The organism is Pseudobacillus wudalianchiensis (genome assembly GCF_001685015.1).
Lineage (GTDB): Bacteria > Bacillota > Bacilli > Bacillales > Domibacillaceae > Pseudobacillus > Pseudobacillus wudalianchiensis.
Genome location: NZ_MAYT01000012.1, coordinates 372,779 through 386,244 on the forward strand (window position 1 = coordinate 372,779; position 13,466 = coordinate 386,244).

Annotated in this window: 13 protein-coding genes; 6 read left to right on the top strand and 7 right to left on the bottom strand. The window is 41.4% G+C overall.

What is annotated here, in order from left to right:
* Window positions 1-22 precede the first annotated feature (22 nt).
* Both A8F95_RS09535 and secA2 read right to left on the bottom strand, forming a co-directional pair.
* A complete protein-coding gene (locus A8F95_RS09535) occupies window positions 23-925 on the bottom strand; it encodes an accessory Sec system S-layer assembly protein (protein ID WP_065410290.1) in 903 nt (300 codons plus the stop codon).
* 2 nt (window positions 926-927) lie between these two features.
* Entirely contained in the window at window positions 928-3,285 is a 2,358-nt protein-coding gene (secA2, locus tag A8F95_RS09540) for an accessory Sec system translocase SecA2 (RefSeq protein WP_065410291.1), read from the bottom strand.
* A gap of 480 nt (window positions 3,286-3,765) precedes the next feature.
* Here secA2 and A8F95_RS09545 point away from each other — a divergent pair, with 480 nt between their 5' ends.
* Window positions 3,766-4,815: a glycosyltransferase family 4 protein gene (locus tag A8F95_RS09545; RefSeq protein WP_065410292.1), complete on the top strand. Its 1,050-nt coding sequence runs from the start codon at window positions 3,766-3,768 to the stop codon at window positions 4,813-4,815.
* 56 nt (window positions 4,816-4,871) lie between these two features.
* Here A8F95_RS09545 and A8F95_RS09550 read toward each other — a convergent pair whose 3' ends face one another.
* Both A8F95_RS09550 and A8F95_RS09555 read right to left on the bottom strand, forming a co-directional pair.
* Entirely contained in the window at window positions 4,872-5,852 is a 981-nt protein-coding gene (locus tag A8F95_RS09550; RefSeq protein WP_065410293.1) for an LCP family protein, read from the bottom strand.
* Between the two features lie 142 nt (window positions 5,853-5,994).
* The gene (locus tag A8F95_RS09555; protein ID WP_065410294.1) at window positions 5,995-6,636 is read right to left on the bottom strand and encodes a YigZ family protein; all 642 of its coding nucleotides are present in this window, start codon (window positions 6,634-6,636) and stop codon (window positions 5,995-5,997) included.
* A 427-nt stretch (window positions 6,637-7,063) separates the two neighbouring features.
* Between A8F95_RS09555 and A8F95_RS09560 the strand changes: the two genes are divergently transcribed.
* The 5 genes from A8F95_RS09560 to A8F95_RS09580 all read left to right on the top strand — a co-directional run bounded on the left by A8F95_RS09560 (window position 7,064) and on the right by A8F95_RS09580 (window position 10,558).
* The gene (locus A8F95_RS09560) at window positions 7,064-8,218 is read left to right on the top strand and encodes a sensor histidine kinase (protein WP_065410295.1); all 1,155 of its coding nucleotides are present in this window, start codon (window positions 7,064-7,066) and stop codon (window positions 8,216-8,218) included.
* Window positions 8,219-8,242: 24 nt separating this feature from the next.
* Window positions 8,243-8,923, top strand: a complete 681-nt coding sequence (locus A8F95_RS09565) for a response regulator (RefSeq protein WP_065410296.1) — start codon at window positions 8,243-8,245, stop codon at window positions 8,921-8,923.
* Between the two features lie 165 nt (window positions 8,924-9,088).
* Entirely contained in the window at window positions 9,089-9,307 is a 219-nt protein-coding gene (locus A8F95_RS09570; RefSeq protein ID WP_065410297.1) for a hypothetical protein, read from the top strand.
* 170 nt (window positions 9,308-9,477) lie between these two features.
* Window positions 9,478-10,026 (top strand): hypothetical protein, encoded by a 549-nt coding sequence (locus A8F95_RS09575; RefSeq protein WP_141676255.1) that lies wholly within the window; start codon window positions 9,478-9,480, stop codon window positions 10,024-10,026.
* 64 nt (window positions 10,027-10,090) lie between these two features.
* Window positions 10,091-10,558: an S-ribosylhomocysteine lyase gene (locus tag A8F95_RS09580; RefSeq protein ID WP_065410299.1), complete on the top strand. Its 468-nt coding sequence runs from the start codon at window positions 10,091-10,093 to the stop codon at window positions 10,556-10,558.
* Between the two features lie 270 nt (window positions 10,559-10,828).
* Here A8F95_RS09580 and A8F95_RS09585 read toward each other — a convergent pair whose 3' ends face one another.
* From A8F95_RS09585 to A8F95_RS09595, 3 genes are read right to left on the bottom strand one after another with little or no spacing between them, the layout of a single operon-like run.
* Complete coding sequence (locus tag A8F95_RS09585) at window positions 10,829-11,287, bottom strand: PaaI family thioesterase (RefSeq protein ID WP_065410300.1); 459 nt, start codon at window positions 11,285-11,287, stop codon at window positions 10,829-10,831.
* A gap of 12 nt (window positions 11,288-11,299) precedes the next feature.
* On the bottom strand, window positions 11,300-12,850 hold the full coding sequence (locus tag A8F95_RS09590; RefSeq protein WP_065410301.1) for a solute symporter family protein: 1,551 nt from the start codon (window positions 12,848-12,850) through the stop codon (window positions 11,300-11,302).
* Entirely contained in the window at window positions 12,847-13,203 is a 357-nt protein-coding gene (locus A8F95_RS09595; RefSeq protein WP_065410302.1) for a DUF485 domain-containing protein, read from the bottom strand. Before A8F95_RS09595 ends, A8F95_RS09590 begins: the two co-directional genes overlap by 4 nt.
* Between the last annotated feature and the right edge of the window lie 263 nt (window positions 13,204-13,466).

Genomic DNA, 13,466 nt, shown 5'->3' on the forward strand with positions numbered 1-13,466 from the left:
TGGCAGCTTTAACATGAATCAATTAATTGTTTTTTACTTGTACACTCCAGCTTGAAAGATCAGGAGTTTCATTTTTTACTAGTTCTTTTGGAAAAATAAAAGACCAAGGCTTCGTTGTATTTGGTTGAATCTCCAAGCTGCCCAAGTTGAACTGCCCTTCGGCGATCACTTGTTTTTGGCTGTCCAATACTTGCAGCGGCAGCTGTTCAATGTTAATCAGACGATTATAGCCATTGCGAATAAGAACCGTAACATGAAATTTGCTGTCCTCCGCCAGCTTCGCTTGCAACCCAGTAAAATTCAATTCATCTTTCCCAGGAGCACCGAGCTGCTGAACAATTTGCTGCAGCTTTTCTTTTTCTTCTTCCGGCAACGCCTCTTCCCAAGAATCGGCTAAGTCCAGTTTATGTTCTTTTGAAGTTAAGTCAAATGCCAATGTCCAGTTTTCTTTTTCAAGCGCCACTTGCTGATTGACTGAAGAGGCTGGAAAGATAAATGTCCATGGACGGCTGCTTTTAGCTGGGATTTCACCTACTTCAGCTAAGTTAAAGTCATGTCTTGCTTTTACTTCATTTTTCTCGTTGAGTAATAAAAGCGGCACATCGCCAAGTTTAATTCCTTTGTCTACCGAATTACGCACAAAGGCGGAAACGGCTAAGCCTGCTAGCTGTTCATCCCACTCAATACCAGATAACGACAGCTGGTTCGCTTTTAGGGGAGGGAGCTCATTGTTCAAAAAGCGCAGAACGTACATTTGCTCTTTCGGTACATTGGATGCTGGATGAAGCGAAAGTTCCGTTTCTACTTCTTCAGCTGATTCTGCTGTTGCACTATCTGTTAGTTCACTAGAAGCGATCGCGCTTTCGCGTCCATCATTTTTCAAGTTATCTGAATCACTTTTTTTCTTTTTAAAAAATGAAAACATAGTTATGGCAACTCCTTATGATTTAAGTCCTTAACGAGATGGCCGAATTGAATAGCGATCTCTTTTTGGAGCTGGTGATGCATGTCTGTAAAGATTTGAAGGCCTTCACGTGCGTAAATTCTCATTGGGTCTTCCTGTTGGTAGTAGCGAAGGCCAATGCCTTCTTTTAAACGCGTCATATTCTCCAAATGTTCGACCCAAAGACGGTCGATCGTAGAAAGGATGATCCGCTTAATGTACTGATCCCATTCTGGTTCGTATGCTGCAGTTAACTGTTCAACATAGGCCGATACAGCCTGTTCCGCGATTTCCCCAATTTCTTTTCTGCTTATTACTTCCTCAGGCAGCTGAACGGGATGGCTGCCTAACAAAGCACTAAGATTACCGGCAAGCTGATCTACCTGCCATTCATCTGAAGGCTCGTCCTCTGGGCACAGCCGGCTTATTTCGTCTTGAACAGCTTCCTTCATGATAGAAAGGAAACGGTCAAAGTGCTCGTCTAAGTCAACTGCTTTATTGCGCAAGCCGAAGATAATACCACGCTGCTCATTAATAACGTCATCGAGTTTTAAATTATATTCACGCATAGAGAAGTTTGCTCCTTCCACAATGCGCTGTACACGATCTACAAACTCAGACATTTTTTTATTGAGAACAAGGCCATTCTCATCTGTTTGCAGCTTTTTCTCAAGCTTTTCTAACTCTTCTTTTGCAAAACGGCGGAACATGGTGTCTTCAAGTGAAATAAAGAATTGGCTCGCTCCTAGATCACCCTGACGGCCAGAGCGCCCTTTAAGCTGATTATCAATCCGACGGCTTTCATGACGTTCCGTTCCTAGTACAAAAAGTCCGCCAAGTTCGGCGACTCCTTCCCCTAAGAGAATATCTGTACCGCGGCCTGCCATGTTGGTTGCAATTGTAATGTGATTTTTCTGACCGGATCTTGAGATTAATTCAACTTCCTGCTCGACGCTTTTGGCGTTAAGCAGCTCAAAGGATAAGCCGGCTTCTTTGAAATATTCAGCTACTTTTTCAGACTGAAGGATAGAAGTCGTACCGACAAGGATCGGCTGACCGTTAGCGTGCCGCTTTATTACTTCAGCTGTGACAGCTTTATATTTTGCCTCTTCGGTTGCATAAATATTATCCGGCATATCGATCCGTTGCTTAGGACGGTTCGTCGGAATTTGAATGACTTGCATGTTATAGACTTGCTGGAATTCTTTTTCCTCTGTTTTGGCCGTACCAGTCATGCCGGAGAGATGAGGATACATCCGGAAATAGTTCTGAATTGTAATGGAGGCTTGTGTTTTATTCTCATCTGTAATTTCTAAGCCTTCTTTTGCTTCAAGAGCTTGATGAAGCCCATCGCTTAATGTCCTTCCTTCCATTGTCCGGCCAGTGAACATATCAACGAGCAAAATCTTTCCGTCTTTTACGATGTAATCCACATCGCGTTCAAACATGACGTGGGCACGCACTGCTTGAATCATGTAATGGTACAAGGTTTGGTGCTCTAGCTCATATAAATTGTCGATGCCAAATGCTTTTTCAACTTTTTCGATCCCTTGTTCTGTTAAGCTGACAGCTTTTGTCTCGTCATCAAGATGATAATCTTCATCCCTGACGAAGCGGCTAGCGACGCGCGAACCAATGACGTGAAGGTCAGCGCTTGCGGGCATTTTGCCAGCGATAATTAAAGGCGTTTTGGCTTCATCAATTAAGACGCTGTCGACTTCATCGATAATAGCAAAATGATACGGGCGCTGCACACGCTGCGAAGGATGCCATACCATATTGTCGCGCAAATAATCAAAGCCGAATTCTGTCCCGACACCATATGTGATGTCGGCCTGGTAAGCCTTTTGTTTTTCAGTTGGATCCATCATCGGCAAATTAAGCCCGACTGACAGACCCAAGAATTCGTGAAGTGGACCGATAGTCTCCCGGTCACGGCTTGCCAAATAATCATTTACCGTAATGACATGTACGCCTTTTCCTTCCAAGGCGCGCAAATAGCTTGGCAAAGAAGCAACAAGCGTTTTTCCTTCTCCGGTTGCCATTTCGGCAATATTCGCTTCTGTTAATACCATGCCGCCAATTAATTGAACATCATAGTGACGCATGCCGAGCACGCGTTTAGACGCTTCACGGACAATAGCAAAAGCTTCAGCTTTAATGTCATCAACTGTTTCGCCATTTGCCAGTCTTTCTTTGAAGACAACGGTCATATGGGCTAATTCTTCATCGGAAAGCTTTTCAAAACTAGGTTCGAGGGCATTGATCTTTTCCACTATTTTGTAATATTTCTTTAATCGCTGATCGTTCGAGTCACTCAGCTTTTTAAAAAACGAAATCATCTATCTGTACGCTCCCTTGGAGAATTTTCAATTATGTGAGTTTGGGACCATGAATCATTATTCTATTTTACCAAAAGTAGAGGGGAATGACTAATATATCTAAAACGTTGTAAAAACAAAACAATTTTTCTATTAAAATCCAAAAACAAAGACGTTTAAAAAATCTTAAAAGCAGGAAAAAGAAAAATTACAGGCTGCAGATTAACGCTTGCTTTCTTTGCTGCTTGCCTGCTTCCACATCTTGAAAAATGAACGTTTTCAGCTAGCTTGGCGGGCAAGAATAGTCCTCATTTGCGCGTTGGATTAGTGAATTTTTGCTTGTTTTTTATGGAAGTTATTTTAAATTGCCATTATAATGTTGAAGGGAAATGAATTTATGAGAGAACATAAAATAAGCGGGTAATATTTATTTAATCACCGCCAATTTTTATTGAACCTACAATGTAAAACGTGTTTGTATATAGCTGAAGGAGGTACTTCATGGTTTCCCTTGTCTTTGTGATCTGTATTTTATTATCGCTTGTGATCACTCCGCTCGTTAAAAAGATGGCAATAGCTGTTGGGGCAGTGGATAAGCCCAACCACCGGAAGGTCCATGAAAAGATTATGCCTCGTATGGGTGGGCTAGCGATATTCATTAGCTTTATGATTGGTTTGTTTTTGCTGAAACCACAGTCGCCATTTAATTTTGCGATCGTAGTGGGAGGCTTCATTATTATAGTGACCGGCATGTTAGATGATCGATTTGAGCTATCGGCAAAAGCAAAACTTGGAGGCCAGCTGCTTGCTGCTCTAGTCGTTGTGTTATACGGTGGAGTGAAAATGGAGTTCATTACTTTGCCGTTTGGCGGCGAAATGGAGTTTGGATTTCTTAGTGTACCGTTAACCATTCTTTGGATTGTTGGGATTACCAATGCCATTAATTTAATCGACGGATTAGATGGGCTAGCAGCGGGGGTTTCGTCGATTGCGCTCTTGACGATCAGCCTGATGGCTTTTATGAAAGGTGATGTGTACGTAATGAGTGTAGCTTTGCTCGTTTTAGGAAGCACGCTCGGCTTTTTACGTTACAACTTTCACCCGGCTAAAATCTTTATGGGAGACACAGGCGCCTTGTTTCTTGGTTACATTATTGCCGTCCTTTCCTTGCTTGGTTTTAAAAATATTACCGTTATTTCACTAATTATCCCAATTATTATTCTCGGTGTACCGATTTCTGATACATTTTTTGCGATTATTAGAAGAAAAGTGAACAAACAGCCTTTATCGGCTCCGGACAAATCGCATCTTCATCACTGCTTGCTGAGGATGGGATATACTCACAAGCAGGTCGTTGTTATCATCTATGCGATTGCTTCTATGTTCGGCTTAGCGGCTGTCATTTTCTCCATGGCAACCATTTGGGGAGCTTTTATTATGATGGCGGTTATCATGATTGCCATTGAGTTATTCGTTGAAAGCATCGGTCTTGTCAGCTCTAACTACAAACCGCTGCTCAACTTTATGCGCGTTCGTGTCAAAAAGAATTAAATAAATAAAAAAGATCCATTCCCGTTGCTTTAAAGCAACAGGGATGGATCTTTTTCTTAATCAAGCCCAAGATGACGGGCAAGTTTGCGTTTAACGACTTCAAGCTCTTCGTCGTCGAGACGGTAAATATAAGCACCATTCGACATTTTGTCATCTGTCCCTTTTAAAGTAAGGGATTCAAAATCGATGTCTCCTGATTTTCCATAATTAATGAGGGCCTTCATTTCACCAAATGTCATGTTTGTTGTCATGTTAGAGCCGACTGCTTCCAGAATTTCATCGTATTTCGTAATCGAGTTAAAAGAAGTGGCTTTTTTAACAACGGCTCGCAATAGCTGTTGCTGACGCTTGCCGCGTTCAATATCACTGTCATAATGTCGCGTACGTGCCAAAGCGAGCGCCTCTTCTCCGTTCAATTCCTGGAGACCAGGCTCAAGCTGGATTGCATTATGCTTGTCATTAGAATCCTTTTCTGACAATTTATACGGAACATTAAATTTAATGCCATCTAATGCGTCGACTACATCCATAAAGGCATAAAAGTTCATGCGAACATAGTAGTCAACGGGTACATCTAGTAATTCTTCTACTGTATCGATGGTAGCTTTTGGCCCGCCATAAGCATGGGCATGGTTGATCTTTGTTTTGTAGCCGACTTTTGGAATGTATACGTATGAATCACGTGGAATGCTAAGTAATTTAATGGATTTATCTTTTACATTTAATGTAGCCAGCATTAAAGCATCTGAGCGCGACTTATCTTCCTTCGTGCGTACATCGCTTTCATCAATTCCAATAAATAAAATGGAAATATTATCTTTAATTGGATGGACTTTCGCGTCCCGTAAATCTGATTTTTTGCGGCCATCGTCCATGTAAGATCCGGTAAAAATCGTTTCTGCTTTTTTGTATAGAAAGGCACCATAACCTGCAGCTGTAAATGTAAGAAATACGATAGGCAATAGGATAAAGAATGCAATGCGGCGCTTTCGCTTCTGTCTCTTGCGCCTTTGCAAACGCTGTCTATCTGATGACATAAATTGTAGCTCCTTTAATAGAGTAATATGGCAGAGAATCATTACATTCAATAATTGAATTGTAATTTTCCAAAGGCCAAGTACTATTTTACTATGAAATGCAATGGGCGTAAATTTAATTTTTAAGCCAATTCTTAAAAATTTACAAAGATTTGACAACCTTCTCTTGATAAAGGAGAGAACCTTCTTTTATTTGGGCTTGCCCATTCGTTAATTCTATCATCCAGTTAGTGAAGTCTTCCTTTTTGCTTTCCTCAACAAACGTCTCTACTGTTACTTTATCAAGATAATGAATGTCTTTAATCGTATAAACAGATGAACGCAGCTCATTTTCCACTTTACCAAGCCACGTGTAATCGAGTGATGCTTCCATAATTTGCATAAGCCGGCGTTCAACCACTTCAGCAGCATTAATCCCTTCTGAAGCAGATTTTCCGTACGCGCGGATCAGTCCGCCTGTTCCTAGTTTGATCCCGCCAAAATAGCGAGTTACGACGACAACCGTATCTTTTAAGCCGCGTTTCTTTAATACCTCAAGAATAGGGAGGCCGGCAGTGCCGCTTGGTTCTCCATCATCGTTGGCCTTCTGGATCTGATCCTTTTCACCAATCAGATAGGCAGAGCAATTGTGCGTCGCATTCCAATTTCTTTTCTTAATGTCAGCAATAAACTGCTGCGCTTGTTCTTCGGTTTCTGCGCGATTGACGTAGGCAATAAAGCGTGATTTTTGGATGGTGATTTCCTCTTCACCATATCCTTTAACTGTATAATAATAAGGGAGCAAGATTCATTCCTCCAATAAAAATTAAAAATCTCTAAAATAATAGGTTTAATCGACAGGAAAATGGGTACTAATCATTCTTATGATATATGAAAACAGAAAAGGAGCAAAGCGATAATATCTTTATACGTAAAACGGAAATCTTTTTAACGCAATAGTAATTAAACTTTAATGTGTAGGAAATTTAGGCATGATATAATGAACGCATCCTTAATGTGTATAATCATAGGGAAGTCAGGTTAAAGTGGTAAAGAGGACCTAATGGGATGAAAAAAACATATTAAAGATTTAGTTCGAAATATACCTTTATTTGCCAATATCTTTAATTTTAAAAGGTCTTTTAGAGGGATTTTATACAAAAGCCTATCCTCATCATAGTGATACAGATGAAATGAAGGTAAAATAGGATTGTCGAGGAAGGGATTGCCTAATGGCTGCTAAGAATGCCAACACATCACTTTTAGATACCATTCTAAGAAAAATGATTGTAACAGTAGACCAAAGCAAAGGAGAATTATTTGCGATTGCTGAGCAGAGCAGACGCGATTATGAATCTTTGCTTGGAGAACTCGAACAAGTTCGCATTCAAGTACATACTTTGATTGCTGAGCAGGATGATTTAGAACAAAAGGTTAGAATAGCAAGAAACCGATTATCAGAAGTGAGCCGAAATTTTCATACATATTCTGAAGAGGCGGTCCGGAAAGCATACGAAAAAGCTCACGATCTACAAGTGACGCTGCTCGTTTCGAGACAAAAGGAGAAGCAATTACTTGAGAAAAGAAACGATCTGGAAAGACGGCTGTCGACTATCGAATCGACAATTGACCGAGCAGAACATCTTGTTTCCCAAGTATCTGTTGTCTTAAATTATTTAACACAAGATATGAAGCAAATCGGCGAAGTATTGGAGGATGCTCGTTTAAAACAAGAATTCGGCTTGCAAATCATGGAGGCGCAGGAAGAAGAGCGGAAACGGTTATCGCGTGAAATACATGATGGCCCTGCTCAAATGATGGCGAATGTGCTGCTTCGATCTGATTTAATTGAGCGGCTGTATAGAGAGCGGGGCGTGAATGAAGCATTTAAGGAAATTCGTAACATGAAACAGATGGTTCGTTCCGCTTTATATGAAGTCCGCCGGATTATTTATGATTTGCGTCCAATGGCTCTTGACGATCTTGGTCTTGTTCCAACATTGAAAAAGTATTTAGCAACCGTTGAAGAGCATGTTCAATCATTAAATAAGCAAACAAAAATTCAGTTTATAAACATGGGAGATGAAAGACGTCTTCCATCCAAATTGGAAGTGGCCATGTTTCGTCTCATACAAGAATCTGTGCAAAATGCGCTGAAGCATTCAGAGGCCTCGTCTATTACCGTTAAATTGGAAATAAAAGCACATCAAGTGCTGGCTGTTATTAAAGATAACGGCCGGGGTTTTGATATAAGAGAAAAAAAATCAAGTTCATTCGGCATTATGGGGATGAAAGAGCGTCTTGAATTGCTAGAAGGCGACCTTTCTATTCATTCCAAGCCGAATGACGGAACGCTCGTTATGATCCGCGTTCCGATTGTAGAGTAAGAGCGATTAAGGGAGGAAAGACGAATGACAACGAAAATCGTTATTATTGATGACCATCAATTATTCCGTGAAGGGGTTAAGCGGATTTTAGAATTTGAAAAATCTTTTGAAGTAGTAGCTGAAGGGGACGACGGTAAAGATGCCGTAAATCTGATTGAACAATTTCATCCAGATGTTGTCTTAATGGATATTAATATGCCAGAGGTAAATGGTGTAGAAGCGACACGTGAACTTGTAGTGAAATTCCCAGATACGAAAGTGATTATCCTTTCTATCCACGACGATGAAAATTATGTGACCCATGCTTTAAAATCTGGGGCTATGGGGTATTTGCTGAAAGAAATGGATGCAGACGCATTAATTGAAGCGGTCAAAGTGGTTTCGGATGGTGGCTCTTACTTGCATCCACGTGTTACACATAACTTGATTTCTGACTACCGCCGTCTTGCTAATGATGAAGGGAAAGGAAAGGGTTTCCAACAAACAGAAGTACGCCGCCCGCTTCATTTGCTTACTCGTCGGGAATGTGAAGTACTTCAGCTTCTTGCGGATGGAAAAAGCAACCGTGCTATCGGTGAGGCGCTGTATATCAGTGAAAAAACAGTAAAAAACCATGTTAGCAATATTTTACAAAAAATGAATGTTAACGATCGTACGCAGGCCGTTGTGACAGCGATTAAAAAAGGCTGGGTAGAAGTTAGATAATTGTTTTGTACAAGCTTTGTTTAGAATGTAAAGCAGCAGACGTTTATGTCTGCTGCTTTTTTTGTTAAAACAGGTTGTTGCATTTAGAACGAGATAAATGGTTAGCATTAGGCGAGTTCATTGCATAGGATGTAGGGAGTTTTCGATTAAAAGGAGGAAAACAGTATGTATCCTGAAGAGACTGAACTAATGACAGACTGGGCTGAGGAAGAGATGATGCGTCAGTCGCCATACGGCTTCGGGTATGGTTACCGTCCGCGTCCATATCCGTATTATGGTGGAAGCCCTTTTTTTGGAGGCTATCCGTATTATCCATATTACCCGCACTATCCGCATTATCACCATTATCACCATTATCCTTACTATCCTTATCGTCCGTATTAATCGAGAAGCACCGTTTGGATGCGCTTCAAGTATCCAAGCGGTGCTTTTTATAAAGGGTTATGAGATACATAAAAAAAGATTTCGTACCTCGGGATTCCCTGTTTCTAAGTACGATAGTTGAGAGGAGAAGGGATTATAGCATACAATAGGGCAGAAAGGACGTGAAGACGTTGAGGATAAGATTAATAGGGCTTGCTTTGCTAGTTGGCGTTCTCCTAGTTGGATGTGGAAATGAGGAAACAAAAGACGAAAAGCCAGCTCCATCAAAAACAATAGAAGAACCGAAGCCAGCAGCTGATCAGCCGGCCGAGACAAAACAGCCGACTGTGACTCAGCCGATTGAAGATGCGGATAATATTCCTCCTAAGGAAAAAGAAGAATTAATGAAGACACTCGCTCGGCATGTAGATGCCTTTAATGGAAAAAATCTGGATGCCTACATGGATACGATATCTAAAAATACAGAACGCAATTATGATGAGGAGCGCGCTTATGTAAAGAGGGTATTTGAGACATTCGATGCGAAAATGGCGCCGCAACATACAGCCATTATTAAATATGATGATAAGAAAAAAGAAGCCTATATATTTGTCGCAATGAAATCTATCACAAAAGATTTGCAGTCAGGAAAAGAAGTAGAAGAAACAACACGGCAAATCATGAAATTTAACAAAGAAAAAGACGGTTGGAAGCAAACTGCTTTGTCTGCGATGAAGTAGCCAAAACGGACAAGATACCTGATATAATAGAATAGGACAACTTTCTGATAAAGGAGCGATCGCAATGGCAGATCAAAAACAAATGAACGTAGAAAGCTTTAATCTGGACCATACGAAAGTAAAAGCACCTTATATCCGGCTTGCCGGCAAAAAAGAAGGGATAAATGGCGATCAGATCTATAAGTACGACCTTCGTTTTTCTCAGCCGAATAAAGAGCATATGGAGATGCCCGCCATTCATTCACTTGAACATATGATGGCTGAATTTAGCCGTAATCACTCGGATAGAATTGTCGACATTAGCCCAATGGGATGTCAGACAGGCTATTACTTATCTGTCATTAACCACGACGATTACGAGGACATTTTACGCATTGTGGAAGCAACACTGCAAGATGTACTAGAAGCGACAGAAGTTCCTGCCTGCAACGAAGTACAGTGTGGCTGGGCAGCTAGCCATAGCCTTGAAGGAGCAAAAGAACTGGCTCGTTATATGCTGTCAAAGCGTGAAGAATGGACTGAAGTATTTTAACAACAAAAGCGGAGCCTACTGTTCATCGAGGAACGCAGACTAAGTTCGCTACGTCCTGTAGCAACGTCTGCATGACCCGCATCCTGCGGCCCCCAAGCACAAGACAAGCCGTCCGGAAGGTTGTTCTGTAACCTTCTGGACGGAATGGCTTGTGACCTCGAGCCCCAAGGAGGCGGAGCTGGATGGAACGAAAGCGGAGCCGACTGCCTTTATAAGGAGTTTTTCGTGAAAAGCAAGAAAGAGACTGGCAAGCTGCCAGTCTCTCTTTTTTTACTCTTCACCAATCGGAACGAAATATTGGTCTTTTCGGTATACAGTGGCTTCCATTGTGGCGAGGAGGTTTCCTTCGCTTTCGACAGTGATGCGATACCAAGCAATTCGCCGAGTTTTCTTTTCTTCGGTCGCTGTTGCGGTTAAAACAGCACCTTTACGGCCGGGAGCCATGAAGTTCATATTTGTTGATAAGCCGACAGATACTTTACCGTAGGAATTGCTTGCTGCGGCAAACACATAATCGGCAATGGCAAACATGACGGCACCATGAACGGTTCCATGAGCATTTAGCATGTGCTCTTCAATGTGCATTTCAGCTGAAGCTGTTCCTTTTCCCAGCTCTGTTAGCTTGATGCCTAAATGATTAGCATAAGGTTCATTCTTCAATGTTTCCCTGATTTTCTCGTAATGTGTCTCGTGAATTTCTTGCTCATCGAGTTGTTTTGTCAACTTCATCACCTGCTTTCATTAATGATCTTTTGCAGAGCTAATGCCGTAGCCTGTGTTAGATTTGAACAGGACTTCTGCGAACGCTTCTTCATTTGCCTTTTCACGAGAAAGAATGGTTCCTAAGTAGACGCCAAGAAAGCCGAGCGGCACCGTGAAGATAGTCGGATTGGCCATATGGAAAATCGGATCGCCTGTAAAAATAGCGGCTCCTGGGACTGGATTCCATACATTCGGGCTTAAAAGAACGAGAACAACGGAACTGACAAGGCCGAATAACATACCGGTAATCGCACCTGCAGCGTTGAAACGTTTCCAGTAAATGGTGCACAAAATAACAGGCAGGTTTGCACTCGCTGCAATGCCAAGCGCCAATACGGATAAAAACGCAACGTTTAAAGTTTGGGCAAAAATAGCCAGTAGAATGGAAATAATGGCTACTCCAACGGAAGCAATCCGGGCAACGAGCACTTGCTCTTTTTCTGTCATGCTGCCGCCTTTAATGATTTGGCCGTAAATATCATGGGCAAAAGCGGAAGCAGACGTTAAGACAAGCCCTGAAACAACGGCTAGAATCGTGGCAAAAGCAACGGCAGAAACAAAGGCGAATAAAAACTCGCCGCCAACGATTTGTGCAAGCAGAGGAGCGGCCATGTTGCCTGCCGGATTAGCTGCTACAATTTTATCAAAGCCGACGAATGCAGCTGCGCCAAAGCCAAGGAAAATCGTCATGATAAAGAAAGCCCCGATAAACCAAGTAGAATAGACAACTGATTTTCGGGCGGTTGCGGCATCTTTTACTGTAAAAAAGCGGACAAGTAAATGCGGCAAACCTGCAGCCCCTAATACGAGTGACATATTAAGAGAAATCATATCAAGTGCATCTGTGTACTTATTTCCTGGATGAAGAAACTTCTCGCCAAGCGGCGTCGCTGTTTTTACGTGCTCAAACATATATGTTACATTAAAATTAAATTTTGCAAAAACGATAAACGTTAAAATAAACGAACCACAGAGCAGGAGTACTGCTTTAGTGATCTGTACCCAGCTCGTCGCTGTCATTCCACCAAAAATAACGTAGATCGTCATAAGAATACCGACGATCAAAACAGACAGCCAGTAATCAATACCGAGAAGAAGTTTAATAAGTCCGCCAGCTCCAACAAGCTGAGCAATCATGTAAAAAATCGAAATGACTAGTGTGTTCACTGCTGCCATTCCACGTACCTTTTTAGAATTAAAGCGTGCAGTGATCATATCAGCAAGTGTGTATTTTCCTAAGTTGCGCAATGGTTCTGATACGAGAAATAATAAAAATAAGAAAGCGACAAGGTTGCCGATGCTCATATAAAATCCGTCGAAACCGATTAAGGCGATGGCGCCGGTAATACCAAGAAAGGAGGCCGCAGACATAAAGTCACCGGCGACAGCCAATCCATTTTGCCAAGCTGTTAATCCGCCGCCGGCCGTATAGAAGTCGCTTGCATTTTTTGTTTTCTTAGAAGAGAGATACGTGATGAGAAGAGTTAAAAAGATGATCGCTAGAAATAAAGTCAATGATAATACGCTCATGTATCCAACTCCCCCTTATTTTTCGTTAAGATGGCTGCGGCCAGATTGTCATAATGAGCAGATTTCTTTATATAAACAATCCCGGCTGTCCAAACGACGATAAACTGTGCCAGTGCATATACCCAGGCCCATGTAAGACCAGCAAATGCATCTGCTTTCAAAATATTTGTGTAAGCGGCTAAAATAGGCAGCATGAAATAGAAAACGAGGAAGAAGACAGTCGCTGGTAGAATGAATGATTTCTTTTTCTTCATGAGATTTTGAAAATCTACCTCTTTTGTTAATTTTGAGTAGTTCGGTTTTTTTGCTAGAGTTCCTGTAGAATTGTATTCTTTTTGAGATAAGGCACTCATTTTGTGGCTCCTTTCCTTATCGAGGATGTATAATAGAATAAGTTCGCTGTGGTTCTTTACTGCGCTGCCTAAATAAAAACCTTAGCAGCAAGAAATAATCTTGCCTCCTTTCTCGTTCAATTCATAACAATAAGTGATACTACGATTTAAAAACGACACATATGAAAGCGCTTATAAATCTTGAAACAAAAATACCACAGCATTGTGTATGTGTAAATTAAAAATTCAAATATTTCTGTTAAATAGTTGATAGTTTGTGAGAA